The organism is Paraburkholderia sp. NMBU_R16, assembly GCF_013282575.1.
In the GTDB taxonomy this organism is placed as follows: Bacteria; Pseudomonadota; Gammaproteobacteria; order Burkholderiales; family Burkholderiaceae; genus Trinickia.
On the sequence record NZ_JAAAYE010000008.1, the window covers coordinates 110,315 to 135,205 of the forward strand.

At 63.4% G+C, this 24,891-nt stretch carries 26 protein-coding genes and 1 tRNA gene; 14 read left to right on the forward strand and 13 right to left on the reverse strand.

Translation table 11 applies throughout. The features are described 5' to 3' along the window. Window positions 1–106 precede the first annotated feature (106 nt). The 6 genes from GWC77_RS06105 to GWC77_RS06130 all read right to left on the reverse strand — a co-directional run bounded on the left by GWC77_RS06105 (window position 107) and on the right by GWC77_RS06130 (window position 6,023). The gene (locus GWC77_RS06105; protein WP_173255993.1) at window positions 107–1,504 is read right to left on the reverse strand and encodes an amino acid permease; all 1,398 of its coding nucleotides are present in this window, start codon (window positions 1,502–1,504) and stop codon (window positions 107–109) included. Window positions 1,505–1,683: 179 nt separating this feature from the next. Further along, entirely contained in the window at window positions 1,684–2,343 is a 660-nt protein-coding gene (gene rqpR / locus GWC77_RS06110) for a response regulator transcription factor RqpR (protein WP_173255994.1), read from the reverse strand. Further along, on the reverse strand, window positions 2,340–3,260 hold the full coding sequence (locus GWC77_RS06115; protein ID WP_254366832.1) for a sensor histidine kinase: 921 nt from the start codon (window positions 3,258–3,260) through the stop codon (window positions 2,340–2,342). The genes rqpR and GWC77_RS06115 overlap by 4 nt, the downstream gene beginning before the upstream one ends. A 415-nt stretch (window positions 3,261–3,675) precedes the next feature. Beyond that, a complete protein-coding gene (locus GWC77_RS06120) occupies window positions 3,676–4,446 on the reverse strand; it encodes a ferredoxin--NADP reductase (RefSeq protein ID WP_173255995.1) in 771 nt (256 codons plus the stop codon). A gap of 120 nt (window positions 4,447–4,566) precedes the next feature. Then, window positions 4,567–5,373: an endonuclease/exonuclease/phosphatase family protein gene (locus GWC77_RS06125; RefSeq protein ID WP_173255996.1), complete on the reverse strand. Its 807-nt coding sequence runs from the start codon at window positions 5,371–5,373 to the stop codon at window positions 4,567–4,569. 29 nt (window positions 5,374–5,402) lie between these two features. After that, a complete protein-coding gene (locus tag GWC77_RS06130; protein WP_217283185.1) occupies window positions 5,403–6,023 on the reverse strand; it encodes a hypothetical protein in 621 nt (206 codons plus the stop codon). Window positions 6,024–6,277: 254 nt separating this feature from the next. Between GWC77_RS06130 and GWC77_RS06135 the strand changes: the two genes are divergently transcribed. From GWC77_RS06135 to GWC77_RS06145, 3 genes are all read left to right on the forward strand, one after another. Next, window positions 6,278–7,255 (forward strand): AAA family ATPase, encoded by a 978-nt coding sequence (locus GWC77_RS06135; protein ID WP_254366833.1) that lies wholly within the window; start codon window positions 6,278–6,280, stop codon window positions 7,253–7,255. 170 nt (window positions 7,256–7,425) lie between these two features. Then, complete coding sequence (locus tag GWC77_RS06140) at window positions 7,426–8,532, forward strand: NAD(P)/FAD-dependent oxidoreductase (protein WP_173255997.1); 1,107 nt, start codon at window positions 7,426–7,428, stop codon at window positions 8,530–8,532. A 171-nt stretch (window positions 8,533–8,703) separates the two neighbouring features. Further along, window positions 8,704–9,015, forward strand: a complete 312-nt coding sequence (locus GWC77_RS06145; RefSeq protein ID WP_173255998.1) for a high-potential iron-sulfur protein — start codon at window positions 8,704–8,706, stop codon at window positions 9,013–9,015. A 119-nt stretch (window positions 9,016–9,134) separates the two neighbouring features. Here the strand turns inward: GWC77_RS06145 and GWC77_RS06150 are convergent, their stop codons facing one another. After that, window positions 9,135–9,830 carry a dienelactone hydrolase family protein gene (locus GWC77_RS06150; RefSeq protein WP_173256031.1) on the reverse strand — a complete coding sequence of 232 codons (696 nt, stop codon included), beginning with the start codon at window positions 9,828–9,830 and terminating at the stop codon, window positions 9,135–9,137. A gap of 280 nt (window positions 9,831–10,110) precedes the next feature. Here GWC77_RS06150 and GWC77_RS06155 point away from each other — a divergent pair, with 280 nt between their 5' ends. Together GWC77_RS06155 and GWC77_RS06160 are read left to right on the forward strand one after the other, a co-directional pair. After that, complete coding sequence (locus GWC77_RS06155) at window positions 10,111–11,208, forward strand: nitronate monooxygenase family protein (RefSeq protein WP_173255999.1); 1,098 nt, start codon at window positions 10,111–10,113, stop codon at window positions 11,206–11,208. Window positions 11,209–11,645: 437 nt separating this feature from the next. Then, window positions 11,646–12,827, forward strand: coding sequence for a branched-chain amino acid ABC transporter substrate-binding protein (locus GWC77_RS06160; RefSeq protein WP_173256000.1), 1,182 nt, complete (start codon window positions 11,646–11,648; stop codon window positions 12,825–12,827). A gap of 270 nt (window positions 12,828–13,097) precedes the next feature. Here GWC77_RS06160 and GWC77_RS06165 read toward each other — a convergent pair whose 3' ends face one another. After that, window positions 13,098–14,306, reverse strand: coding sequence for an MFS transporter (locus GWC77_RS06165; RefSeq protein ID WP_367949003.1), 1,209 nt, complete (start codon window positions 14,304–14,306; stop codon window positions 13,098–13,100). Window positions 14,307–14,525: 219 nt separating this feature from the next. Here GWC77_RS06165 and GWC77_RS06170 point away from each other — a divergent pair, with 219 nt between their 5' ends. From GWC77_RS06170 to GWC77_RS06180, 3 genes are all read left to right on the forward strand, one after another. Then, entirely contained in the window at window positions 14,526–15,194 is a 669-nt protein-coding gene (locus GWC77_RS06170) for a HugZ family protein (RefSeq protein WP_173256001.1), read from the forward strand. A 384-nt stretch (window positions 15,195–15,578) separates the two neighbouring features. After that, window positions 15,579–15,872 carry an H-NS family nucleoid-associated regulatory protein gene (locus GWC77_RS06175; RefSeq protein WP_173256033.1) on the forward strand — a complete coding sequence of 98 codons (294 nt, stop codon included), beginning with the start codon at window positions 15,579–15,581 and terminating at the stop codon, window positions 15,870–15,872. Window positions 15,873–16,180: 308 nt separating this feature from the next. Continuing rightward, entirely contained in the window at window positions 16,181–17,365 is a 1,185-nt protein-coding gene (locus GWC77_RS06180) for a cation diffusion facilitator family transporter (RefSeq protein WP_173256002.1), read from the forward strand. A gap of 84 nt (window positions 17,366–17,449) precedes the next feature. Here GWC77_RS06180 and GWC77_RS06185 read toward each other — a convergent pair whose 3' ends face one another. From GWC77_RS06185 to GWC77_RS06195, 3 genes are all read right to left on the reverse strand, one after another. Then, the gene (locus tag GWC77_RS06185) at window positions 17,450–17,908 is read right to left on the reverse strand and encodes an Lrp/AsnC family transcriptional regulator (RefSeq protein WP_173256003.1); all 459 of its coding nucleotides are present in this window, start codon (window positions 17,906–17,908) and stop codon (window positions 17,450–17,452) included. Between the two features lie 91 nt (window positions 17,909–17,999). Beyond that, window positions 18,000–18,644, reverse strand: a complete 645-nt coding sequence (locus tag GWC77_RS06190; protein WP_173256004.1) for an exonuclease — start codon at window positions 18,642–18,644, stop codon at window positions 18,000–18,002. Then, window positions 18,641–19,285: an MBL fold metallo-hydrolase gene (locus tag GWC77_RS06195; protein WP_173256034.1), complete on the reverse strand. Its 645-nt coding sequence runs from the start codon at window positions 19,283–19,285 to the stop codon at window positions 18,641–18,643. Before GWC77_RS06195 ends, GWC77_RS06190 begins: the two co-directional genes overlap by 4 nt. 686 nt (window positions 19,286–19,971) lie before the next feature. Between GWC77_RS06195 and GWC77_RS06200 the strand changes: the two genes are divergently transcribed. Further along, on the forward strand, window positions 19,972–20,592 hold the full coding sequence (locus GWC77_RS06200; protein ID WP_173256005.1) for a septal ring lytic transglycosylase RlpA family protein: 621 nt from the start codon (window positions 19,972–19,974) through the stop codon (window positions 20,590–20,592). A 75-nt stretch (window positions 20,593–20,667) separates the two neighbouring features. Here GWC77_RS06200 and rsmI read toward each other — a convergent pair whose 3' ends face one another. Next, window positions 20,668–21,546 carry a 16S rRNA (cytidine(1402)-2'-O)-methyltransferase gene (gene rsmI, locus GWC77_RS06205; protein ID WP_173256006.1) on the reverse strand — a complete coding sequence of 293 codons (879 nt, stop codon included), beginning with the start codon at window positions 21,544–21,546 and terminating at the stop codon, window positions 20,668–20,670. A gap of 73 nt (window positions 21,547–21,619) precedes the next feature. Between rsmI and GWC77_RS06210 the strand changes: the two genes are divergently transcribed. From GWC77_RS06210 to GWC77_RS06230, 5 genes are all read left to right on the forward strand, one after another. Then, a complete protein-coding gene (locus GWC77_RS06210; RefSeq protein ID WP_254366842.1) occupies window positions 21,620–22,009 on the forward strand; it encodes a YraN family protein in 390 nt (129 codons plus the stop codon). Window positions 22,010–22,102: 93 nt separating this feature from the next. Then, window positions 22,103–22,693, forward strand: coding sequence for an SIS domain-containing protein (locus tag GWC77_RS06215; RefSeq protein ID WP_173256008.1), 591 nt, complete (start codon window positions 22,103–22,105; stop codon window positions 22,691–22,693). Between the two features lie 24 nt (window positions 22,694–22,717). Continuing rightward, the gene (locus GWC77_RS06220) at window positions 22,718–23,518 is read left to right on the forward strand and encodes a BON domain-containing protein (protein ID WP_173256009.1); all 801 of its coding nucleotides are present in this window, start codon (window positions 22,718–22,720) and stop codon (window positions 23,516–23,518) included. Between the two features lie 38 nt (window positions 23,519–23,556). Beyond that, window positions 23,557–23,862, forward strand: coding sequence for a c-type cytochrome (locus tag GWC77_RS06225; RefSeq protein ID WP_367949006.1), 306 nt, complete (start codon window positions 23,557–23,559; stop codon window positions 23,860–23,862). 78 nt (window positions 23,863–23,940) lie between these two features. Next, window positions 23,941–24,016, forward strand: a tRNA-Ala gene (locus GWC77_RS06230). A gap of 146 nt (window positions 24,017–24,162) precedes the next feature. On the opposite strand, the gene GWC77_RS06235 is transcribed toward GWC77_RS06230, so the two are convergent. After that, window positions 24,163–24,648, reverse strand: a complete 486-nt coding sequence (locus GWC77_RS06235; protein ID WP_254366835.1) for a DUF4145 domain-containing protein — start codon at window positions 24,646–24,648, stop codon at window positions 24,163–24,165. Between the last annotated feature and the right edge of the window lie 243 nt (window positions 24,649–24,891).

Sequence of the window (24,891 nt, forward strand, 5' to 3'; positions counted from 1 at the left end):
GGCCGGCCGCTTCCATTATGAACCTTGTGAGGCAGGGCGGTTCCGCGAATTGCCGCGGCGCGAAGCCGCCCCGCCGGGGGCGGAGCGCGACGCAAGAATGCGCGTATCAGCGAGGTACCGGGGCCAGATGCGAGCGGCGGCGCGAATAGCCGAAATAGACGAACAGACCCAGAGCGAGCCAGATCAGGAACGCGGCCCAGGTGATCCACTGCAGGTTCACCATCAGAAACACGCACGCGGCGACGGCCAAGAGCGGCAGCACCGGCACGCCGGGGCAGCGAAATGCGCGCGGCAGGTCCGGGTGGGTGCGCCGCAGGATCAGCACGGCGATCGACACCATCGAGAAAGCCGCGAGCGTGCCGATGTTGATGAGCTCGGCGAGCACATCGAGCGGCACGAGCGCGCCGATCAGGCCGAAGAACAGGCCCACGAGCCAGGTCGTCTTGAACGGTGTCGCGAAGCGCGGGTGAACGCTCGAGAGCGACTTCGGCAGCAGGCCATCGCGCGACATCGCGAAGATGATGCGCGTTTGCCCGTAGCTCATGACGAGAATGACGGTGAGCATGCCGAGCACCGCTCCGAGATCGATGAAGCCGGCCACCCATCGCTCGCCGGCCACTTGCAGCGCGTAAGAGACCGGATGCGAGATGCCCGCGAACTGCGCCGACGGTACGATCCCCGTCACGACGGCTGCCACGGCGACATAGAGCACGGCACATACGGCCAACGAGGCAATGATGCCGATCGGCAAGTCGCGCTTCGGATTCTTGACCTCTTCGGCCGCCGAGGAGACCGAATCGAAGCCGATGAAGGCGAAGAACATCACCGCCGCGGCACCGAATACCCCGTGCCATCCGTTTGCCATGAACGGATGCCAGTTGGCGGGCTGCACGTGAAACACGCCCACCGCGATGACGGCCAGTACGACGGCCACCTTGATCGCGACCATGGCGTTGTTTACGCGCGTCGATTCGCGCACGCCTACGGACAGCAGCGTCGTGATGACCATCATGACGAGAAACGCGGGCAGATTGAACAGCGTCACCGCGCCCGGCACGGTACCCGGTGCGGCGCTCAGGGCCAGCGGCAGCTTCAGTCCGAAGCCGGCGAGCAGCGACTGCAGGTAGCCCGACCAGCCGACGGATACCGCCGAGGTGGCCAGACCGTACTCGAGCATCAGGTCCCAGCCGATGATCCAGGCCGCGAGCTCGCCGAGCGTGGCATAAGAGTACGTATAGATCGAGCCAGCCACGGGGATCGTCGAAGCGAATTCGGCGTACGCGAGACCCGCGAGCGCACAGGCGACGGCGGCGATCAGAAACGAGATCATCAGGGCGGGGCCGGCTTGTACGGCGCCCGTGCCGGTCAGCACGAAGATGCCGGTGCCGATGATGGCGCCGATGCCGAGAAATGTCAGGTCGAGCGCGCCGAGCGCCTTTTTGAGGCCGGTGCGCTCAGCGCCGGCAATCATCTGCTCGACGTTCTTTTTGCGGAAGAGGGACATAAGGGGCGAATCTCCGAAATGCACCGGCGAGGTGCGTGTGCCGGCCACCGTGAAAACCCGCAATTCTAGCGGATCGGCCTTGGCTGGACTGGAGATTCGTCGGAAAACTAGAATAATCGCTAGGACGGAGCGAGCGCAAATGCACTGAAATGGTGCGCATCGGTGCGAAAGAGACCGATTCAGCTGTTCATGACCGGATTGAAGTCGACGAGGCGGTTGCTCATCACGTAGTAGGTCAGCTCGGCGTTGTTGCGTAGCTTCATTTTTTCGAGCAGCCGGGTACGGTAGACGCTGACGGTCTTCACCGACAGCGAGAGCGTGTGCGCGATGTCGGTCAGCCGCTTGCCCGATGCCAGCATGCAAAGCGTCTGATATTCGCGGTCGGAGAGCTTCTCATGCGGGAGCTGATCGCTATCGAACGATACGTATTCGGCGAGCGCCTCGGCGAGCGCAGGGCTCACGTACTTGCGCCCGGCGGCGACTTGCCGGATCGCCTCGATCATCTGCGCCGCCGTCACCGTCTTCGAGAGATACCCCGACGCGCCGGCCTTCAGCGAGCGCACGGCGTACTGATCCTCGCGGAACATCGAGAACATCATGACGGGTGTGCGCGGCGCACGCCGTTTCATGCGTTTGAGCACCTCGACGCCGTTCATGTCCGGCAGCGAAATGTCGAGCAGCACGAGATCGAAGGGCTCTCCGGCGTCCACGCCCATCAGCGCCTGCGCGCCGTTGTCGGCTTCGACGACTTCACGCGCCACGCTGTGATTGAGCAGAAGCTGCCGGACGCCCTGGCGCACGATCGCATGGTCGTCGGCGAGCATGATGCGTAATGTCATGTGGCCTGCCCCGTCGCGAAGCCGCCGGCATCGGCGTGGGCGTCGCGTGCTTCCAGGATCGCGTTCCAGCCAAAACGCGCGCGTACCGCCGTACCGGGACCCACGCCTACGCCTTGCGGCAAGCCATCGGCGAAGGCCCTGGATGAACCGCTTGCGGGCGCACTGCGCGTGGCGACGCGCAGCGAACCGTCGAATGCTTCGCAGCGTGCTCGCATGCCCGCCAGACCAAAGCCCACTGTCCGTACCCGATCGGAGCGTCGGCGGCGCCGGATGCCGCGCCCGTCGTCGCTGACGATCAGCGTGAGATAGCGCGCATCCGTTTCGATGCGCACGTCCGCGCACGAGGCCAGCGCGTGCTTGGCGACGTTGCTCAACGCTTCTTGCGCCACGCGAAAGACGGCGAGCGCCGCGCCTTGCGGCAGTTGAGTGAGGCGAACATCGGCGGCGCACACGACGCTCGTGCGCAAGCCCGTGCGTTCGGTGAACGCATGCGTCCAGTGGGCCAATGCGCCCACGATGCCGCCCTCGAAGTGCGGTGCGTGCAAGTCGGAGACGATACGATGACTGGCTTCGCAGGCGGCTTCGAGCGAGCGCTGCGCAATGGCGAATGCCTCGGTTGCGGATACGTCGCGCTTGGCCGCCACGCTCGGTTGCACACCCGCAAGCGCAAAGCGCGCGGCTGTCAGTTCCGGGCCCACGCCGTCATGCAGCTCGCGCGCGAGATGCTCGCGGGCCGCTTCGCAGGCCAGCACGAGTTCGCCGGCAAGCTCGCGCAGACGTTTTTTCAGGGCGGTGACATCTTCCCCCACGGCGGCGGGGCCGGCCGGATCGAGCGGGAGGGGCGCCTCGAAAGAGGAGGTCTTCGAGGTGACCATGCTCTCCTCGTCGCGCAGGAAATCGATCGGACGTTCACTCATCGCGGACAAAAACGGCTTCCAAGCTAAACGGACGGAAAAATGGCGAACTCCTGCTTGTCACATGCGCCGCGCAAGATCCTGACGCCGCCCGTAACGGTACTTACAACTTGTAGCAAGACAATTCCTAAGAGAAATCGTTTACATCCTACCGACACCGGTCGCGCCGATCATATCTCAAAAATTAAGAAAAGGTCAGACCCGACAAGACTTAGGCGACGTTCTTAATGTACCGATTGACATTTTTTGTGTGTTGAGATGTAAGACTAATTCCTACGAGCAAACGAGGCGCGCGATGTGTCGGGATGTAACAAAGGTAACAGCGGCGCCCCCCGACGGTGCAACGCGAGATACGAAAGGCGAAAAAAAACCGGAGCCTCGGCTCCGGTTCGCATGCAGCGGGTAGCTTGCTTCGGCTTCAGCCGACGAACGCCTTTTCCACGACGTAGTGGCCGGGCTCGTTGTTGCTGCCTTCCTTGAACCCCAGACTGTCGAGCAATTCGCGCGTGTCACGCAGCATATGCGGGCTGCCGCAGAGCATGACGCGGTCGTTTTCGACCGAGAACGGCGGCATATTCAGATCGGCGAAGAGCTTTTGCGTATCGATGAGCTCGGTGATGCGGCCGCGGTTATGGAACGATTCGCGCGTAACCGTCGGGTAATAGATGAGCTTGTCGCGGACCAGATCGCCGATGTGCTCATGCGCGGGCAGGTGGTCGGTGATGTATTCCTTGTACGCGAGCTCGTCCACGAAGCGGCAGGTATGCGTCAGCACGACCTTCTCGTAGCGCTCGTAGACGTCCGGATCCTTGATCAGCGACATGAACGGCGCGAGGCCCGTACCCGTCGAAAGCAGCCAGAGCGTCTTGCCCGGCAAGAGGTTGTCCGTCACGAGCGTGCCCGTCGGCTTCTTGCCGATCAGCACCTGATCGCCCACCTTCAGGTGTTGGAGGCGCGACGTCAGCGGGCCGTCCTGCACCTTGATGCTCAGGAACTCGAGGTTTTCCTCGTAGTTCGCGCTGGCCATGCTGTAGGCGCGGATCAACGGCTTGCCGTCGACTTCGAGCCCCACCATCGTGAACTGGCCGTTCTCGAAGCGAAACGAGGTGTCGCGCGTGCAGGTGAAGCTGAAAAGCGTGTCGGTCCAGTGGTGGACGGAGAGGACGGTTTGCGAGTTGAGATTGCTCATGGCTACTTGGACAAGAACGGCGTCGCCGGACGCAGAATCCGCTATTTTACCGCGCTTGGCGCAGCGGCGCTCAATGCGTCGTTGCGACGCATGGCGACCGGCGTGCCGTCGCCGTGCGGATCAGTCGGCGAGCCGCAGCCGCGCAACGTAGGGAAGGTGATCCGAGAGCCACGCCGTTTCCTGCGTCGGCGCGATCCATTCGACCGGCTTCAGCCCGCGCACGAACATCTTGTCGAGCGCGAGCGCAGGCGAAAATGCCGGGAAGGTTCGCGCCGGCTGGCCGAGTTCCGTCGCGACTTCGATCAGTCCGTGCTCGCCGAACAGCGGAATCGAATCGCTGCGCCAATCGTTGAAATCGCCGGCCAGGACGAGCGGACCGTCCGGGGCTTCGCGCGCGATCCAATGCGCAATCCAGTGCATCTGGCGCAAGCGCGCCGAGCGTGTGAGCGCCAGATGTGCGCACAGCAGCGTCACCGAGCGGCCCGCGAACGCCGCGCGCGCGACGAGCAGGCCGCGCTTTTCGAAGCGATGCGCCGAGATGTCCCAGCGTCCGCCGAGATCGAGCGGATGCGGCGAAAGAATCGCATTGCCGTGGCGCCAGGACGGCTTGAATACGTTGGGGCCGAGCGCGATGTCGAGCTCGAGCGCGTGCGCGAGTTCCGTGGCCTGGCATTCCCAGACATCGGAGAGCGGTTCATGCACGGGCGCGCCGAAGCTCGTCGCGAGGACCGGGCCCGGCATGCGGCGCGCCATCGCTTCCTGCAGAAAATAGGCGTCGGCGTGCGTCGATTCGACCCAGCGCTGCATGGCTTTCCACGCTGTGAAGCCGAGCGGCGAGCGCCCTTTATGCAGGTTCCAACTGACAGCGATGAAGTCCTTTTTGGCACTCGCTGCCGCCTCGCGTAGCAGTTCTTCGGGATTTCGCATTGCACGCTGTTCCTGCTTCTCGATTGCCATCAATGGGAGGCCACGCTCGCGCTGACGCGATAGACGAGCGTCGGATGCGCCTCGACGATGGTCCAGCTCGCCGGTTGGCCGGGCACCGCGACAAGGCCAGGATGATTGGCCGCGATACGCCGCGGCTGCGGCGGCAGCGTGCAGCCTTCGGGTGTGCGTTGTGCCGTCTCGTCCTCGATCGTCTCTTGAGCGTCGATTGCAAGCGTGATGCCGGACGGTTCGGCGGAGATCGGCGAGACCGTCAGTGTTCGCGCGAGATCGATGCGCGCATCGGGCTGGTTTTTGCAACCGACGGCATGCACGACCTCGTGATGATGCGTGGCCGTGACCGCCTGCCCGACGGCTGTCGTGCCTTCGAACGTGTCCACGTCGCGGCCGTCGCGCAACACTTCGAGTCGCCACTTTACGAGCGTCGGTTCGGCCGGTGCCGGTGCTTGTACGGCTGGCGCCGGTGGGGGCGGGGGTGCCGGGGCTGCCGTGGGTGCCGGCGGTACTGTTTGCGTCGGAGGTTGCGTGGCAGTTTGCGCCGCCGCCGCGAGCGCGGTGCAGCACACAGCGCACGACACGATGAACCGCACAGCGCGCCTCGGCCACGCCGCGATACCGATTTCGCATCCCATTCGAAAGCTCTCCTTCGCGCCCCTTTTGTCGCTGCGGGCGCAAGCGCTCATCTTACGCCTAAGGCATCGGGTGGGATTTCGCCGCTATTAGCAGCAACGGGCGCCCGCTGCTTGCTTTGCGCACGGAACTTGCGTCGCTACACTGGACTCGTTGTGAAACTAGCAAGCGAAATGCGCGCCGCCTTCAGGGCGCCGATGTTCCGGGGGACGACCCAAGACCGACGGCGGGCAGATTCGCAAGAGTGAGGTGAGCGATGACGACAGCCATGGTCAAGCACGAACTTGCGGTCGCCTCGTTCAGCAAAGTCTACGATCTGGATCAAGTCGAGACGGCGCTGAACGAATTGGGAGAGAGCGCGAACGAGGCATTGCGCACGACGTACGAGAAGATGCTGAAGGTCGGCAATATGCGCTTTTGTGTGAAGCCGAACCGGATGCCATCGATCGATGCGCTGCTCGACACCTTGCCGAATTTCGCCGAACCGCTCGAAGACGTGCGGCGGCAAATCGCGCTTTGCATCGAGACCGAGGACCGGCTCGAACTGATGCCGATCCTGCTGCTCGGCGATCCGGGCATCGGCAAGACGCATTTCGCCAAGGCGCTCGCGCGTCTTTTCGGCACCGCTTATCAATACGTGGCGATGAGCTCGCTCACGGCGGGCTGGATTCTGTCGGGGGCTTCGTCGCAATGGAAGAACGCCAAGCCCGGCAAGGTCTTCGAAACACTCGTGAACGGCAGTTATGCGAATCCCGTCATCGTCGTCGACGAACTCGACAAGGCCAACGGCGACTCGCAATACGACCCGCTCGGCGCGCTGTATGCGTTGCTCGAACACGAAACGGCGCAGTCGTTCATCGACGAGTTCGCCGAAATTCCGATCAACGCCGCGCAGGTGATCTGGGTCGCCACGGCCAACGACGATCGCAGTATTCCCGAGCCGATCCTGAGCCGCATGAGCGTCTACGAGATCACGCCGCCCGATTCGGCGGGCGCGCGGCGCATCGCGCAGGCCATCTACGACGAGATCCGCTGCACGCATGCCTGGGGACAGCGTTTTCCGGCCGAGCTCGGCGACGATGCGCTCGATGCGCTCGAGCGGACCTCGCCGCGCGACATGCGTCGCGCGATTCTGCAAGGGTTCGGCGCGGCACGCGTCGATGGGCGCGATGCGATCCGCGCCGACGACATCCGGCTCGACCGCAGCGCGCGCCGCCGTCCGATCGGCTTTTGAGGCCGGCGATTCGCCGCATGCGGTCGCGCGCATGGCGCGCGTCGTACAATCGCCGGGACGAGGCGCATCGGCGGCGATGTGCGGTCATACGAAAGCGCCTGTCTATCGGGGCACATACGCGCGCGGGTAGTTGACGCGAACGGGCACCGGGGCAGGCCGCGGCGGAAGACATGGACCAGATCGAATGTGTAGTGATCGGCGCCGGCGTCGTGGGTTTGGCGGTGGCGCGTGCGCTGGCCGAGCGCGGGCGCGAGGTGCTCGTACTCGAGGCGACACAAGCCATCGGTACCGGCACGAGTTCGCGTAACAGCGAGGTCATCCATGCGGGGCTCTACTATCCGCGCGGCTCCCTCAAGGCCACGCTATGCGTGCGCGGGCGCGAAATGCTCTACGAATACTGCGCCGAGCGCGGCGTACCGCATCGGCGTTGCGGCAAATTGCTCGTGGCCACCGCGCGCAATCAGCTGCCTCAGCTCACGGCCCTTGCCACACGCGGCAAGGAAAACGGGGTGCTCGATCTCATGCGGCTCACGGCCGACGAGGCACAGGCGCTCGAGCCGGCGCTCGAATGCGTCGAAGCGGTGTTTTCGCCGCAAACGGGCATCGTCGATAGCCATCAGCTGCTGCTTGCGCTGCAGGGCGACGCGGAGCGCAACGGCGCCGTCTGCGCGTTTCATGCGCCGGTGGAGTCCATCGACGCAAGCGGCGGGCGCTTCGTCGTGCAAGTCGGCGGTTCGTCGCCGAGTGTGCTGTCCGCGGCAACGCTCATCAATAGCGCGGGGCTCCATGCCAATGCGCTCGCGCGAAAGATTCGCGGCCTCGATGCGCGCCACGTACCGCCACTTTACTTTGCGCGCGGCTGTTACTTCAGCATCTCGGGGCGCGCGCCGTTCTCGCGACTCATTTATCCGATGCCCAACGAAGCGGGGCTCGGTGTGCATCTGACGCTCGATCTGGGCGGACAAGCGCGCTTCGGTCCCGACGTCGAGTGGATTCAATCGATCAACTACGACGTCGATCCGCGCCGCGCCGAGAGCTTTTATTCGGCGATTCGCGAGTACTGGCCCGCGCTGCCCGATGACGCGCTACAGCCCGCTTACGCCGGCATCCGTCCGAAGCTGTCCGGTCCCGGGGAACCGGCTGCGGATTTCGTCATTCAGGGGCCCGCGGCGCATGGGGTGCGCGGACTCGTCAATCTGTTCGGCATCGAGTCGCCGGGCCTCACCGCAAGTCTCGCCATCGCCGCGCGCGTCTGCGAAATCGTCGCGCGTACGTGAGCCCATCCGCGTGCGCGTCGCGAGCCTAGCCGCGTGCGCCGCTCGGCACAAACCCTGATCTCCAGCAGGGCCCGCAATGCACGGGAGATGGCTCGCTTCGTTGTATGCTGCCATTGCTGTCACAAGAGCAGCCGCCCGAAGCGGTTCATTACAACTATGGAGAGTCCCCTGATGAAATCATCTCGTCGTACGTTTTTGATCACGAGTCTCGGCGCCGTTTCGGCGCTCGCGCTGTCGCGTCAGGCATTGGCGGATGCGCCCAAAGTCGCCGAGAGCGATCCCACTGCTCAGGCGCTTGGCTACAAAGAAGATGCAACGAAGGTGGACAAGGCGAAGTACGCCAAATACCAGGCCGGCGAGCAGTGCAACAACTGCTCGTTCTTCCAGGGCAAGGCGACGGACGCCTATGCGCCCTGTCCGATGTTCGGCGGCAAGCAGGTCAACGGCAAGGGCTGGTGCAGCGCTTATAACAAGAAGGCCTGAGAAGCAGGCGTCAGCAGCCGGGCGGGCGGCCTGCGGCCGGGCGGCGCGCCGCTCGATCCGGCTTATCGCCGTTGCCGGCGCAGCCTTTCTCGCGGGCCGCGCCGGCAACGTGCGATCGATCAGGTACGCGTAGCCAGGAACGTCATCGTGCGTCCCAGCGCGAGTGCGGAGGCGCGCTGATCGTACGAGGCGCGATCGGTGCAATTGAAGCCGTGGCCTGCGCCGGGATAGACATGAAGTTCCGCATTCGCCTTGCCGGCGAAGCGCGCTTCGATCGCTTTGACCGCGTCGATCGGAATCGAGGTGTCCCGATCGCCAAAATGAAAGAGAATCGGCACGTCGATGCTGTCCGCCTGATCGAGCAGATTCTGGATTCCGCCGCCGTAGTAAGCGACGGCCGCGTCGATCGTGCTTTGGGCAGCCATGCGATAGGCGAGCTGCCCACCGATGCAGTAGCCCACCGCAGTAACGGAGCCGGTCAGTTCAGGGCGCGCTTTCAACGCGCGTACGCCCGCGCCGAGATCGGCCACCGTGCGATCGATATCGAGCGACTTCAGCAGCGACAACGCCTTGTCCCGATCGGGCCCGTCATAGCCTAGTTCGACGCGTCGCTGGGTGCGCCAGAACATGTCGGGTACGAGCGCGACATAACCCGCGAGCGCATATTGCTCGGCGACCGAGCGGATATGTCCGTTGACGCCGAAAATCTCTTGCACGATGAGCACGCCGGGCCCGCGGCCCGCTCTCGGCAAAGCCAGGTACCCATCGAAGCGCTGGCCGTCGTCGCTCTCGATTTCGATCCACTGAGAAGTCACCGTCATCGTCGTTTCCTCATTCGTCATTCATCGTTCATCGTTTCGTTGCTCGTCCGGCTTCACGCAACCGGAGACGCTGCGCCGCCAGAGTTTGTCACTATTCGCCGCTGCTTGCTGAAAGGCGGCGCAGTCGTCGTTCACTATAGGCCGCCGTTCGTTCTTGCCTTTGAATCGAATCGATCTCGATTATTCATTTTTCCGGAAGGCCGTGCGCGCGTAGAGTAAGCGCGTAGCGTCCGCCAAAGGTCACGACGGCCATGAAACGAAAGGGGAATCGACCATGAGTACGCCGCGTTATCCGTCCGCGCTTGCCGAGCGTTTCGATTTGCGCTTGCCTGTGGTCCAGGCGCCGATGGCGGGTGCATCGAATCCCGCGTTCGTCGCTGCGGCCTGCAATGCGGGGGCGCTCGGCAGTCTCGGCGCATCGGGCATGTCGCCCGACAAACTCGCGGCGGCCGTCGCCGAGATTCGCGCGGCGACTTCGCGGCCCTTCGCCGTGAACCTGTTCGTGCTGCAACCCGCCTCGCCCGACGAAGCCACGGTGCGGCGTGCGCTCGAAGCCATCGATCCGTTGCGTGCCGAGCTCGGACTGCCGCCCGGGCATGCGCTCGATCGTTATGCGCCCGACTTTCGCGCGCAATTAGAGGCATTGATCGAATTGCGCGTGCCCGTCGCGAGCTTCACGTTCGATGTGCTCAGCGCCGCCGACGTCGCGCGGCTGAAGGCCGCGGGCAGCTATGTGATCGGCACCGCGACGCACGTGGCCGAAGGCGTTGCCTGGCGCGACGCGGGGGCCGACGCGGTGTCCGCGCAAGGCGGCGAAGCCGGCGGCCATCGCGGCACGTTCATCGGTGCCTTCGAGGATGCGCTCGTCGGCACGATGGCGCTCGTCCCGCAGCTCGTCGATGCGCTCGGCGACGTGCCCGTATTGGCGGCCGGCGGCATCATGGACGGACGCGGCATCGAGGCGGCCCTCACGCTCGGCGCCCAGGCCGCGCAGATCGGAACTGCCTTCCTGACCTGCGCCGAATGTCCGATTCCGCAGGCATGGAAGGCACGGCTCCTCGAAAGCGAAGACACCTCGAGCACCGTGACGCGCGCCATCTCGGGCCGCCATGCGCGCGGTATACGGAACGGTTTGATGACCCGGCTCGGGGCGGCGGCGGAACGCATCGCCCCGTATCCCGTGCAGAACGCACTGACGCAAGAGCTGCGTCAGACTGCCGGACGCGCCGGGCAAAGCGATTATTTGTCTCTGTGGTCCGGGCAGGGTGCGGCGCTTGCGCGCAGGCGCCGCGCCGGACTCACGGTCGGCGAACTCGTCGATGCGCTCGAAGCCGAATGGCTTGCCGCGAGCCGCCGGCATTCAGTGGGGTAACGGCGCAACGGCCGTGTAAAAGCGGCTTACCGATGGCAAACCGATAGTGAAACGATGCGTTCCGCATCGCATCGGCGGCTGTCATCCGATTGCCGCATTCGGGTTATCCGCATCGCACATACGGCATATTGGTTTTGAAAGAAAACGATTGCCATCGAGAGTCTATCCGCGTAAAACCCGCACTGGCGCTGCGTTAGCGGCGGGTGTATACCGATAGCGCACGCATAGTCCGGCGACCGGCTATTAGTAGTCGTCCCGATTCTCAAAAAAATCCCCAACTTTAATTTGTTGCCCTACACTTGCGCGCAGCACGAGGCGTGGCTTGTCACGAACTGGCCGGCTCGCGTGCCAGACCAAGTGCATGACGATGCATTCCGGTGTTCTTGCTCCTCGGATCGATCGACACGATATAAGACGAAGGCGGGGTACGGGCGGGGATGCCGTTTTTGGGACCGAAACTGGAGACTTACATGAAAAGCAAGATGCAAAAGGTGTTGCCGATCAGCGCGGCGGCGATGTTGTTCGCCGCGATGGCAACGGGCGCAGCGGCGGACGAGGTCGTCAAGATCGGTCACGTCGCTCCGCTGACGGGCCAGATCGCCCACCTCGGCAAGGACAATGAGAATGGCGCGCGCCTTGCCGTCGAAGAGATCAACGCCAAGGGCCTCACGATCGGCGGCCAGAAGATCACGCTCCAGCTCGATGCGCAAGACGATGCGGCCGACCCGCGTCAGGCCACCCAAGTGGCGCAAAAGCTCGTCGACGACAAGGTTGTCGCGGTCGTGGGCCACTTGAACTCCGGCACGTCGATCCCGGCGTCGAAGATCTACAGCGACGCGGGCATCGTTCAAATCTCGCCGTCGGCGACGAACCCGCAGTACACGCTGCAGGGCTTCAAGACGACGTACCGTGTGGTGGCGACGGACGCGCAGCAGGGTCCGGCATTGGCCAACTACGCGCATGACCAGCTCAAGCTGAAGAAGGTTGCCGTCGTCGACGACGCCACGGCATACGGCCAGGGTCTCGCGAACGAATTCGAGAAGAAGGCGAAGGCGCTCGGCATGACGGTCGTTTCGCACGATGCGACGAACGACAAGGCGACCGACTTCCGCGCCATTCTGACGAAGATCAAGGGTGAGAACCCCGACGCGATCATGTACGGCGGCATGGATGCCACCGGCGGCCCGTTCGCCAAGCAGGCGAAGCAGCTCGGTCTGCGCGCGAAGATTCTCGCGGGCGACGGTGTCTGTACCGACCAGCTCGCGCAGCTTGCCGGCGACGCGACGTCGAACGTGGTGTGCTCGGAAGCAGGCCGTTCGCTCGAGAAGATGGGCAAGGCTGGCGAGGCGTTCCAGGCCAAGTTCCAGAAGCGTTTCGGTGTGCCGATCCAGATCTACGCGCCGTTCACGTATGACGCCGTGTACATCATCGTCGATGCGATGAAGCGTGCGAACTCGACCGATCCGGCGAAGATCCTCGCCGCGATGCCGTCCACCGACTACAAGGGTGTGATCGGCGAAACGACGTTCGATTCGCATGGCGATCTGAAGCATGGCGTGATCTCGCTCTACCACTACAAGGATGGCAAGAAGACGCTGCTGAACGAAGTGGCGATGTAATCGACGCCATCGTCGCGCGCTGATGGGCCGCTTACGGGCGGCCTGGCAGCAGGTACAAGAAAGCGCGTGCCGCTCTGGCGGTTACGCGCTTTGTTTTTACGGCCCGAGTTAGCGCTTCAGCGCTTACTGGGGCCCAATGCAGAGCAACGGCCCGAGTTAGCGCTTTAGCGCTTACTGGGGCCCAATGCAGAGCAACGATCGCAGTTGGCGCTTTAGCGTCTTACCGCTCTCTCTCATGCGAAGCAGCGTCTGGCCGACAGCGTTCCGCGCTTAGATTCCCAACCGTTTCAACACCTTCGGCCCGATCAACGCCACGAGCGCGGCACAGACCGCGACGACCGCGAGACCGGTAGACAGATTCGTCGCCTGCGCCACGCCGCCGATCAGCACCGGACCGACCAGCAATCCCACGTAAGCGATGCCCGCGACATGGGCGAGTCCTTCGGCCGAATGAATGCCCTTGACGCGCATCGCCGCGGCAAAGAGCACCGGCATCATGTTCGCCAGGCCGAGCCCCATCAATGCGAACCCCGCGAGCGCGGTCACGGTGAACGGCAGCACGAGCGCGCCAATCATGCCGGCACAGGCCACCGACGCGCTCACGAGCACGAGCGGCACCGCGCCGAATCGGCCTCTGACGGCGTCGCCTGCGAACCGGCCCGCCGCCATCGCCCCTGAAAACGCCGCATACCCCGCGCTGGCCGACGCGGGCGTCGCGCCGACGACATCGCGCATGTAGACGGTGGCCCAGTCGTACATCGCCCCTTCGGCGACGAGCGCAATCAAGGCGACGATGCCGAGCGCCCAAAGCGCAGGCGTGCGCCAGCGGTTGCCGCGGGAATGCTTCGTTTGCGGGTGATCCTGAGGGGCGACGTGCGGCAACGTCCACGGCGACGCGGCAAGCAGCATAGCGGCGCCGGCGAGCGCTGCGAGGGCGAGGTGCAGCGCCGGCGCCATGCCGGCGGAGAGCAGCGCGCCGCCGCCCGCGGCGCCGGCCATCCCGCCGATGCTGAACATGCCGTGCAGCGACGACATGATGGGCCGGCCCAGCGCGGTTTCGACCGCGCTCGCTTCGGCGTTGATGGCCACATCGAGCGTGGCCATGCCGGCGCCGAACAGCGCCAGCACCGGCAGCAGCAGCCAGTAGGACGGCACGACGAGGATCAGCGCGGTACACGCCGACATGAGCAGGCCGCCCGCCAGGCAGGCGCGCCGGGTGCCGACGCGCGCTATCCACGGCCCATTGACGACCATCGTGGCGATCGAGCCGCCCGTCAGCGAAAAGAGGGCGACCGAGAGCCAGGCCGCATCGAGGTGAAATTTGTCGCGCACGGTCGGGACGTGAATGCCCCAAGACGCGTAGACCATGCCCGCGAGGAAGAAGAGCACCATCGTTGCGTAGCGTGCACGCTCGCGGGCGGCGACGGGCAAATCGCGATGCGCGGCGGGAGGCAAGGGGGATTCGGACGTGTGGGACACAGTCGGGGTAGGCAGAATGTGGGAAAGCGCGGTAAATCGCGGACGCAATGCAACAAATGTCAGGCGAAATGCGCGACAAGCCGCTAGGATGAAAGCCGAACGGAAGATTCTAGCCGAGCGCTTCGCGGCTTGCCGGTGGCTGGGCCTTCGGCTGGGTCTGCGGGCCTGGCCTGCAGCCGACGATGACGCTCGAGCAACGCCTACAAGGGGAATACGTCGATGAACATTCCAGCTCACGCGCCTTTACATTTGCTGCACCGAATGCCGGTGGGCACGCTGGCCACGCATTCCCGCGAACCCGACGGTTTTCCTTTTCCGACCATGTTGCCGTTCGCGCTCGATGCGTGGCATCGCCCCACGATTCTCGTGAGCCGGCTCGCCGAGCACACGCGCAATCTGCAACTCGATACGCGCGCCGGCTTTCTCGTCGTGGACGCGCCGAACGAGGCCGTGCTCGACGGTGCGCGCGTCACGCTGATCGGACGGTTCACGCCCGCCGCGGCCGACGAGGCCAACGCCGTCGCGCGCCGGTATTTGCGTTATCACCCGGCTGCGGAGCGCTATCTGGCACTCGGTGATTTCTCATTTCTCGTGATGGATGTCGAACGGCTCCGATTCATAGGCGGATTTGGCGCAATGGGCTGGTTGAACGGCGATGAACTCGACCCGCTCGATCCCCTTTCGGACGAAGACGAAATGTTCCTGACGCGGAAATTCGAGGCTGATGTAAAACGCACATCGAACGTCGAATTGGCCGGTATCGACCGCTATGGCGCCGATTTGAAAGTTGCCGGCGAGCGCCGGCGCGTAATCTTCGATGCGCCGAAAACGACGCTCGAGGAACTCGAGCAGGCACTCGTCGAACGCCTGCGCGAGAGCATCGATTAGCCGCGCTTGCGTGCCGCCGAAGCGCTTACCGCGGTTGCGGAGATTGCATGGCGGGCTCGCGGTTTGTCGAACTTGTCATCCCATGAAACGTTTTTAATGAGATAGCCCACAGAGATTTCATCTGTCGAGAGATATCGGTGCAGTGGAGCGGCGTTGTCTGAAAATGATCGAGTGAAACCCCTATTGGGTAAATCCCTCATCAATGTGCGGTGCCGCAATGTGTGAAAGAAAAAGGAAAGCGCGGATTTCGAAAATTGGGTTTTTTGGGCTTTTCGAGGAGATGATTTTTGTGCTAATCTCGCCACGAAATATCCGAGGCACAACGTATTGAGATGGCTAACCGGCATCAGATCGGTGTCATTTACCGAAACCACAAGGGAAAGTATGTCTTCTTACAAGGAACTTCTCGCACAACGCGAAAAGCTGGAGAAGCAGATCGAAGAAGCCAAGGCGCGCGAATACGCCGAAGTGTTGAACGAGATCAAGCAAAAAATGGCCGACTACGGCATTACGCTCGCCGAACTCGGCGGCCGTAAGCAAGGTAAGGTTGGACGTCCGCGCGCAGGCGTTGCGCCCAAGTATCGCGATCCCGAGACCGGGAGTACCTGGTCGGGCCGTGGCAAGCCGCCGCGCTGGATCGCGGGTCAGAATCGTGAAGAATTCCTTATTCAGAAGTAAGGTAATCCTGAATCGAAGCCAATTGGGGCGGCTTTCAAAAGCCGCCTCGGGCGAACAGAAAGCCGTGCACCTATGAGGATGCGCGGCTTTTTATTCGTCTAACGATTGCTGGCGGTAAGCCGACTTCGGGTGCGGCATGAATAAACGTGCGGCGGAAGCCACTGTGCTGGTTCCCTCGCGAAACACGAATGGTTTGCGTTCTCATAACCGACTGATTTAAAAGCGGATTTCCGGTTCGAGTACAGCATTTCCGCAAGCGGCTTGATAGAATCGGGGTGATTGCCGACTGTCATTTCAACCGTTAGCCGATGCATCCTCACATCGACGTCGATCCCGGCGTAAAACAAGCCGTCGCACGCAAGACCACCTATGCGAGCGTCGCGCTGAACCTTTTCCTGATGACGCTGCAAATCGCGGTCGGGCTGGTGGCGCATTCCCAAGCGCTCGTGGCCGACGGTGTGCATTCGCTCGCGGATCTGATTTCCGACTTCATCGTGCTCGTGGCCAACCGGGCGAGCGCCGAGAAGCCCGATGCCGATCACAACTACGGACACGGGCGCTACGAAACGGTTGCCTCGTTGTTTCTCGGCGGGTTGCTCGTGGCGGTGGGCGTGGGCATGCTCTGGCGCGCCGGCACGCGGCTGGCCGATCTCGAGAACATACCGCCCGTGCATATCAGCGCGCTGGCCGTGGCCGTGCTCGTGCTGTTTTCGAAAGAGGCGCTGTTCCGATACATGCTGCGCGAGGCCGAACGCGTGCGTTCGGCCATGTTGATTGCGAACGCATGGCATGCGCGCTCCGATGCGGCGTCGTCGCTCGTCGTCGCGCTCGGTATCGGCGGGAGTCTCGCGGGCGTGCGGTTGCTCGACCCGATCGCCGCGGCGATCGTCGGCTTTCTCGTCGCGCGCATGGGTTGGGTGTTCGGATGGAACGCGTTGCAGGATCTGTCCGATCGAGCACTCGACGAAAACGCCACGGCCGATATCCGCAAGCTGCTGATGACCACGCCAGGCGTGCGCGACGTGCATGAATTGCGCACGCGCAAGATGGGCGACTACGCCCTCGTCGACGCGCATATCCTCGTCGATCCGCTGATTTCTGTTTCGGAAGGTCATTACATCGCCGAGTCGGCGCGGGCGCGGGCGCTGACGGATAAGCGCATCATCGACGCACTGATTCATGTCGACCCGGAAAACGATGCCGTGAGCCGCCCCACGACGCGCTTGCCGACGCGTGCGGCCGTGGTGGCGCTGGTTGATGCGGAGTTGGCCAAGTACGGGTTGCGTGCCGCAGGATTGAACGTGCACTACTTGAGCACCGGGCTCGATGTCGATATCACGCTGGCTGCCGATGCACTCGCCGACCGCGAGCACGACGAGGATCTCGCCAAACGTCTCGATTTGAGCGAGCTGCAGGCGCGTCTTGGGGCACGGCGCATCACGGTCCAGCGACGCGTCGAGAACGCGTCGACATCGCCTGCGCGGCATGCTTGAGGCATATGGTGGCGGGCGGCGATGGGCTCGCTCGATGCGAGCCCAGTCCCGGGGCGCCGCTCGGCATCGCAGCGCTTGAATAGCTTATAGCGGCAGTTGGGTATCGAACTTGATCTCGCGTAACACGACGCTCGTACGCACCTGCGCGACGGCCGGAATTTTGAAGATCCTGTCGTGCAGGAAGGCGTCATAGGCCTTGATATCGGCCGCCACGATTTTCAGGATGTAGTCCGACTCTCCGGTCGTGCTATAGCACTCGGTGACTTCGGGACAGGTAGCGATTTCGCGTTCGAACTGTTCGACGCCACCTTCGGTATGGCGGGTGAGATGGATGTGGGCGAGGGCGCAGACGTGCAGTCCGAGCTTCTCGCGGTCCAGCAGCGCCGTATAGCGCTGGATGATGCCGGACTGCTCCATGTCCTTGATGCGTCGCCAACAAGGCGTACTGGAGAGCCCGACCTGATCCGAGATCTCCTGCACGGAGCGGCGTGCATCGAGCTGCAGCAGGCGCAGTATTTTTTGAGAGAAGGTATCGAGCGTCATCCGCGCCTCCGAGTTCGGCCGCCACATTCTGGGATGGTAGTGGCGCACGAAACAAAAGGCAATCGAATGAGCGGAAACTGAGGGAGATTACCTAATTCGGCGGGCTCTCGGTATCGTTTTGTGCTGCGTCTGTAACCGCCGCCTCATCGGCTTTCGATGCCGCCAGCGGCGCGGCCTTCTGCCACGCGCGCAGGTCCGTCAGCATGTTGCAAAAGAGCGCGCCTTGCTCGATGGCGTCGTCGAGCGCCACGTGCGTATGGGGATGGTCGTCGAACCAGTGCTTCGGCATGCGCGGCTTGATGCACTTGCGATAGGGCAGCCCCGTCATCGCGAAGGCCAGCGTCTTGATGTCGAGCGCCGACCATGAGAACGGACAGCGGCCGGCAAAGCGCATCATGTACCAGAACATGAACGTGAAATCGAAGCCGGCCGGCATGCCGACGAAGACCGGTTTGCCCGGCAGCGCTTCGACCCATTCGACATAAGCCGTCAACGCTTCCTCGGGGCGCCGCAGATCGCGGCGGCAGGCTTCCCACGCCTCGCGCTGTGTCTTCCACCAGGCCGCCTGGACCGGGTGAGCAGCGGCGCCGGGCAGCGTTTCCAGGTTTGCCGAGAACGTGGCGACCAACTGCTTGTCGGGTGTATAGGCGGCGGAGGCGAAGCTGAGCATCGAATGCGGGCCGGGGATCGGGCCATCCGCTTCGATATCGGTACTGACATAGATTTCTGACGTCACGCGCTGACTCCGTCGGCGACATAAGGGTTCGAGCGCCGCTCCTCGCCGAACGTCGAGGTGGGCCCGTGGCCGGGGACGAACGTGATGTCGTCGCCGAGCGACCAGAGTTTCGTGCGAATCGAACGGATCAGGTCGGCATGGTTGCCGCGCGGAAAATCCGTGCGGCCGATCGAGCCCGCGAACAGCACGTCGCCCACGAACGCGATGCGATGCTTCGTGCTGACGAAGACGATATGCCCCGGCGTATGGCCCGGGCAGTGATAGACGTCGAGCGTTTCCTCGCCGAAGCGGACCGTATCGCCATCCGTGAGCCACCGGTCCGGCTCGAACGGCTCGGCCGGCGGAAAGCCGAAGCGCGCGCTTTGCGCCGCGAGTTGATCGAGCCAAAAGCGCTCGTCCACGTGAGGGCCTTCGATGGGCACGCCGTGCTTGGTCGCAAGCGTCTTGGCCGCGCCGCAATGGTCGAGGTGGCCGTGAGTGAGGAACACCTTTTCCAGCGTCACGCCTTCCTTCGTGAGCGCGCGCTCGATCAGCTCGATGTCGCCGCCTGGATCGACGACGGCGGCGCGGCGCGTCGCCTCGCAAACGAGGACCGAGCAGTTCTGCTGAAACGGCGTGACAGGGATGACGAAGACCTTCATAGGGGCGAAAAGCGCGGCGCGCAGCATCGCTGCAGGCAGCCGGAGGAAATCGAAAGCGCTCATTGTACCGGCCGGACCCGCTTCACGCCGGTCGGCCGAATGGCCAGGTCGCGAACGTCGGTTGCAATGCGCATTGTTGCGATCATAGGAAGAATCAATCAGTGCAGGTATCCGGGATGCTCGATTCCCCGCGGTTTTTGGTACAATGCCTCTCACATGCCGCGGTCCGACCGCGCTGCCTTTTATTGATCGGTCCCATTTCCATGTTCCGCGGGCCGATCGCTCTCAATGCGAAGCCGTCAATGTAGCGGCTTCGATCTGTATCGGCATTGTTCGATGCACACGTCTTGACCGGCCAGGCGCTACGCGTCTGCCGCAGCCAACAGGTTGCATAGCCGGTCAGGCCAACGCCGCCGTTCCTCGCGTCAGTCGACGCGCCAGAACGTGCAAGTCATGTTCGACGACGACGGCGTGTGGGGTCTGGTCAAGCTGTTGGGGACAGTCGCGCCAGACGTGAATACCAACCGGGCAACTTGCGGCCGAGTGTGGCCGCACCCGAGCGCCAGTCCGCGCACCGTTTGCATTCGTGCTTTCGGTGGCGCGTGTTTTGGCGTCCGGATGCCCGAGCCGCTTCGCGAAGGGATGTTTCGACGCGTTGCGGCTCGACACTGTGGCATGCACGTCATATGAACATCAATCGATTCCGCCGATGGCTGGGTACCGTTTCCGTCGTCGCCGTAGGGTTGCTCGCGGGTTGTGCCGCGCAGCCAACGCAAACCAGCAATGCAGGTGCCAGCGGTGCACGGCTCGCGACACGCGCGGGCGCACCGATGGGTTACGGCGAGGCCTCGGCTCAGCCTCAACCTCAAGCGCCCGATGTGGCGCCCAAGCTCGCCGACGCCAAGCCGCTCGACGAGGACATTCCCGACGTCTCGAACTTCAAGCAGAGCGGGCGCGCGTCGTGGTACGGCAAGCGATTCAATGGCCGCAAGACCGCCAGCGGCGAGCGTTACAACATGCATGCGATGACGGCCGCGCACAAAACGCTGCCGCTTGCGTCGTATGTACGCGTGACGAATACGTCGAATCAGAAGTCCGTCATCGTGAAGATCAACGATCGCGGACCCTACGTGCGTGGGCGCGTGATCGATCTCTCGTATGCGGCCGCGCGTGAACTAGGGTTGCAAACGGCCGGGACCGCCCGCGTGCAGATTCAGGGGCTCACGCAGGAAGAAGCGCAGGCGAGCCGTGCCGAGGTGGTGGCTTCGGCCAGTCCGCAACGGGATATGGTGCCGGCGCATCCTTGATGCGCGCTTCAGCGTTGGTTTGATCGAAGGGCCGCCGAGTGCGGCCCTTCGTCGTTCTTGTCTCTTGTCGGTTTCTCAGTCTTTCTTGAGTTCCAGCGCGCGTGCGTAGAGCGCATGACGCGAGGCCCCCGTGATCGCTGCCGCGACACGGGCCGCGCCGCTCACCGGAATTTCCTCCAGCAGCAGGGCCAGCAGCGCATCGTGCGCTGTGGCGTCGTCGCTGCCTTGCTCCGGCGTCGCTCCTTCCACGACCAACACGAACTCTCCGCGTTGGCGATTTGCGTCTTGCGCGAGCCACGTTGGCCCTTCGGCCAGGGTGCAGACGTGAAGCGACTCATGTAGCTTCGTCAACTCGCGTGCGATCAGGATGCGGCGCGCGCCGCCGAATGCGTCGGCGAGCGCCTGGACCGTTTCGCCGATGCGATGCGGCGCTTCGTAGAACACCATCGCGCGCGTGTGGTTCACGAGCGGCTGCAGGAACGCTGCGCGTTGCTTCGTCTTGGAGGGCATGAAGCCGAGGAAGGTGAACGTTGCGGCCCAATCGCCGGCGACTGAAAGGGCCGTCGTGATGGCGCTTGCGCCCGGCAGCGGGACGACACTGAAGCCTGCCTCCCGCACCGCTTCGACGAGTTTTGCGCCCGGATCCGAGATGCCCGGTGTGCCGGCGTCCGAGACATAGGCAATGCGCTCGCCCGCGCGCAGGTGTTCGACGATGCGTTCGGCCGATGCGCGCTCGTTGTGTTCGTGGACCGCGACGAGCGGCTTGCTGATGCCGTAGAGGCCCAGCAGCTGTGCCGTGTTGCGCGTGTCTTCGGCCGCGATGCGATCGACGAGGCCGAGCAGATGCAGCGCACGCAACGTGATATCGGCGGAATTGCCGATTGGCGTCGCAACGACGTAAAGCGTCGCGGCCGGGTACTGCTGGCGTTGCGCGAGTTCGAGGAGGTCGGACATGAAACGAAGGGCGCTGCCGTGCGAAGCGAGGCCGCCATTGTGCCACGCGGTGGGCGATGATCGCCGTGCGGTGATGGGGCAGCCCGACAACTTTTGCGGGCGAGTGCAGTCGAAGAGGCTTGGCAGCGTATTCGAAGGTTTTGCGCTCGAGTACTTGCAGCGTCAGCGGCTGCGTTTCGTTGCGCGCAATGTCACGTGTCGAGGCGGAGAGATCGATCTGGTCATGCGCGAGCCCGACGGCGTGCTGGTTTTTGTCGAAGTGCGGGCGCGGGCCGGTAACCGTTATGGCGGTGCCGTGGCGAGTGTCGGACGGGAGAAGCAGCGGCGGATCGTGCGTGCCGCGCAATATTTTTTGGCGAAGCGTGCCGATACGACGAGTGTGTGCCGCTTCGATATCGTCGCGTTCGATGGCCGGCGCATTGCCTGGCTGCGCGATGCTTTTCGGGCCGACGGTTTTAGCTAAGGGTGATGTCGAGCGAGTGCGTTAAACTTGCGCGCTGATGCGATGCAATGCGGCAACCGGTGCGCGAAGGCGTGCCGAACAAGTAGAGAACCGATGTCAGTCGAACGGATTCAACAGCATTTCCGCGATAGCGCGGCCCTGCAACTCGAAGCGATGAATGCGCTAGCGATGCCGATTGCGGCCGCAGTCGATACGATGTTTGGCGCGCTCGCGAACGGCAACAAGATTCTGGCGTGCGGCAGTGGCGTTTCCGCGGTGGAGGCGCAGCGTTTTGCCGCGCAATTGACCGCGCGTTTCGAGCGCGAGCGACCCGGGTTGCCTGCCATTGCGCTGACGGCCGATGCGGCCGTATTGACCGCGCTTGCCGACGAGGACGGCGGTTTCGAGGCCGTGTTTGCGCGGCAGGTTCGTGCGCTGGGACATGCCGGCGACATCTTGTTGGCCGTGACCGCGACGGGCGATTCGGCCAACGTACTGGCTGCCATTAGGGAGGCGCATGAGCGTGAGATGTTCGTGATTGCGCTGACCGGAGCGGGGGGCGGCAAGATTGCCGAGGCGCTGGCCGAGACCGATATTCATTTGTGCGCGCCGACCGAGCGCGTGGCGCGCATCCGCGAAGTGCACTTGACCACCATTCATTGCCTGTGTGACGGCATCGATGCCATGTTGCTTGGCGAAGACTGACCAACGTAGAAGGGGAGTTCGTTGATGAATGCGAATCGCGTCACGAAGACGCTGGTGCGGGCGATGCTCGCTGCGGGGATGGCGGCGTCGCTGGCCGTGACGTTGCAGGGGTGCGTGCTGGCCGTGGCGGGTGCCGCGGGCGGCGGGGCGTTGATGGCGACGGACCGGCGCACGCTGGGCGCGCAGACCGAGGATCGCGAGATTCAGGTCAAGGCCTATTCGCAGATATCGAGCGATCTTCCCGACGGCTCGCATGTCGATGTGACGGTGTTCAATCGGCGGGTGTTGTTGACGGGCGAGGTGCCGGACGATCGGTCCAAGCAGCTCGCCGAAGCCATTGTGAAGGCGATCAACAATGTCGATGCCGTGATCAATGAGCTTGCGGTCGCGCCGAAGAGTGACTTCACGGATCGCGCTAATGATTCTTATCTGGTTGCGCGGGTTAAGACGGCGCTGATCCAGGAGAAGGGGATTTCGGCGAATGACTTCAAGGTCGTCAGCGAGCGCGGGAATATCTATCTCATGGGGCTCGTTACGCAGGCTGAGGGGAATCTTGGTGCTGATGTGGCTAGCCGGGTGCCTGGGGTCATGAAGGTTGTGAAGGTGTTTCAGTATATTCAGCCCGGGGAGCAGGCGACGGTGGCGGCTTCGGCGCCGGCAGCTAGTGCGCCGAGTTCGGCGCAGTCGGCGGCGGCGGAGCCTACGGTGGGGGCGGTGCCGAGTTCGTCCATTACTGCGCAGCCGCTGCAGCAGCAAGCGCCCGCGCCGGTTTCGGATTCGACGCAGGTGCGGCCGGGGAATGCTAAGAAGGGTGCTGGGCAGTGAGGGTGCTGCGGGTCGGGGTGGTTGTTGGGGCTGCTGCGGTGGGGTTCATTGTACAGGGGGCGGTGGCTGCCGGCGCGCCGACCGGGCTCGTCGTGGCTCGTAGTAACGCTTGTCTTGGGTGTCATGCGGTGGATCGCAAGCTCGTTGGACCGTCGTTTCGGCAAATCGCCGAGAAATATAAAGGCGATCCGCAGGCTGTTGCCAAGCTTTCCAAGAAGGTTAGGGACGGCGGGTCCGGGGTTTGGGGTGTCATTCCCATGCCTTCGCATCCCAGGATGAAGGATGAGGAGATTCAGACGGTTGTGACGTGGGTGCTGGCTGGGGCGCCTGAGGGGGCTAAGTAGTGGTTGGCCGCGGCTGCCGGTGCGTCCGCTGGCGGCACTTGCCTCGCCAGTTCCTTGTGCTAGAATCTTCGCTTCGTTGGGGCGGTAGCTCAGCTGGGAGAGCGTCGCGTTCGCAATGCGAAGGTCGGGAGTTCGATCCTCCTCCGCTCCACCAAAAGTTTCGTTAAAAATCAGCCGCTTAGGCTGATTTTTATTTGTGCGTTGCTTTCGTCGCTGCTGGCTCGGCACCCCGCAGGGTGACATCAGGGTGACAGACGGTTGCCTGCCGGGTGGAAGCATGGCACGCGCTCCGATGCAAGGTCAACGGTCACGGCAGGGCGTGCCCGTCATTACCGACATCTGATGGCGGTCTTCTTCAGCGATGCGGTTCTTCTCCCGAAGCAATGCCAGCACCGTTTCACGATCTTCGTAGAAGTCGTGCAGCAGGTATGCGGCGTATTCCTTGGCTGTCGCCACTTCCGAGGGCGTGACTTCGCGCCACTCGTCATGCAGCACGTCATTCCCGAGTGTCCGAATCTCTTCATGCGCTCGTCTGCGTCGAGATGCAGTGATTACGCCATCTTGCGCGGCCAAATCGATTTGCTGTTCGAGTGGCGTGCCCTTCTTCAACTTGTATCCGTTCGCGCGAAGAGTCTTATCTAGCACTGACCGGAACAAGGCCGCAGCCGCCCGATAGCAGCCAGCTTCCGCACATTTCTCCCCTTCGCGGAATTCCCTTGCGATGCCGGGTGGAACATCGTTCGGCAGTGCTTGGCGAATGTCCGCTTCGGGGTAGAAATCGGCCAACTCGACATCGGTGATGCCTCGCCTATTGGTTTGCATCAGGGTAATGAGCGCACAGCACCGCACCCGGCGCATCTAGCCAATCGGTATATCGCGGTCTGGTTCGAATCGACTTGCCGAAAAAGCTGCCCATATCTACCGCGTTGCGGGTCGCCAATCAGGAACGAAGTTAAGGCACCGCTGCACGTTGGGCAGTTCGCGAGTACGTGCCCGTGTTCGTTCATGATCGCCATGCCTTGGCCTTTA

Excerpts from the sequence above, each read along its gene's own strand:
- GWC77_RS06105 (WP_173255993.1), bottom strand. The coding sequence starts at position 1,504 with ATGTCCCTCTTCCGCAAAAAGAACGTCGAGCAGATGATTGCCGGCGCT.
- rqpR (WP_173255994.1), bottom strand. The coding sequence starts at position 2,343 with ATGACATTACGCATCATGCTCGCCGACGACCATGCGATCGTGCGCCAG.
- GWC77_RS06115 (WP_254366832.1), bottom strand. The coding sequence starts at position 3,260 with ATGAGTGAACGTCCGATCGATTTCCTGCGCGACGAGGAGAGCATGGTC.
- GWC77_RS06120 (WP_173255995.1), bottom strand. The coding sequence starts at position 4,446 with ATGAGCAATCTCAACTCGCAAACCGTCCTCTCCGTCCACCACTGGACC.
- GWC77_RS06125 (WP_173255996.1), bottom strand. The coding sequence starts at position 5,373 with ATGCGAAATCCCGAAGAACTGCTACGCGAGGCGGCAGCGAGTGCCAAA.
- GWC77_RS06130 (WP_217283185.1), bottom strand. The coding sequence starts at position 6,023 with ATGGGATGCGAAATCGGTATCGCGGCGTGGCCGAGGCGCGCTGTGCGG.
- GWC77_RS06135 (WP_254366833.1), top strand. The coding sequence starts at position 6,278 with ATGACGACAGCCATGGTCAAGCACGAACTTGCGGTCGCCTCGTTCAGC.
- GWC77_RS06140 (WP_173255997.1), top strand. The coding sequence starts at position 7,426 with ATGGACCAGATCGAATGTGTAGTGATCGGCGCCGGCGTCGTGGGTTTG.
- GWC77_RS06145 (WP_173255998.1), top strand. The coding sequence starts at position 8,704 with ATGAAATCATCTCGTCGTACGTTTTTGATCACGAGTCTCGGCGCCGTT.
- GWC77_RS06155 (WP_173255999.1), top strand. The coding sequence starts at position 10,111 with ATGAGTACGCCGCGTTATCCGTCCGCGCTTGCCGAGCGTTTCGATTTG.
- GWC77_RS06160 (WP_173256000.1), top strand. The coding sequence starts at position 11,646 with ATGCCGTTTTTGGGACCGAAACTGGAGACTTACATGAAAAGCAAGATG.
- GWC77_RS06170 (WP_173256001.1), top strand. The coding sequence starts at position 14,526 with ATGAACATTCCAGCTCACGCGCCTTTACATTTGCTGCACCGAATGCCG.
- GWC77_RS06175 (WP_173256033.1), top strand. The coding sequence starts at position 15,579 with ATGTCTTCTTACAAGGAACTTCTCGCACAACGCGAAAAGCTGGAGAAG.
- GWC77_RS06180 (WP_173256002.1), top strand. The coding sequence starts at position 16,181 with ATGCATCCTCACATCGACGTCGATCCCGGCGTAAAACAAGCCGTCGCA.
- GWC77_RS06185 (WP_173256003.1), bottom strand. The coding sequence starts at position 17,908 with ATGACGCTCGATACCTTCTCTCAAAAAATACTGCGCCTGCTGCAGCTC.
- GWC77_RS06195 (WP_173256034.1), bottom strand. The coding sequence starts at position 19,285 with ATGAAGGTCTTCGTCATCCCTGTCACGCCGTTTCAGCAGAACTGCTCG.
- GWC77_RS06200 (WP_173256005.1), top strand. The coding sequence starts at position 19,972 with ATGAACATCAATCGATTCCGCCGATGGCTGGGTACCGTTTCCGTCGTC.
- rsmI (WP_173256006.1), bottom strand. The coding sequence starts at position 21,546 with ATGTCCGACCTCCTCGAACTCGCGCAACGCCAGCAGTACCCGGCCGCG.
- GWC77_RS06210 (WP_254366842.1), top strand. The coding sequence starts at position 21,620 with ATGGGGCAGCCCGACAACTTTTGCGGGCGAGTGCAGTCGAAGAGGCTT.
- GWC77_RS06215 (WP_173256008.1), top strand. The coding sequence starts at position 22,103 with ATGTCAGTCGAACGGATTCAACAGCATTTCCGCGATAGCGCGGCCCTG.
- GWC77_RS06220 (WP_173256009.1), top strand. The coding sequence starts at position 22,718 with ATGAATGCGAATCGCGTCACGAAGACGCTGGTGCGGGCGATGCTCGCT.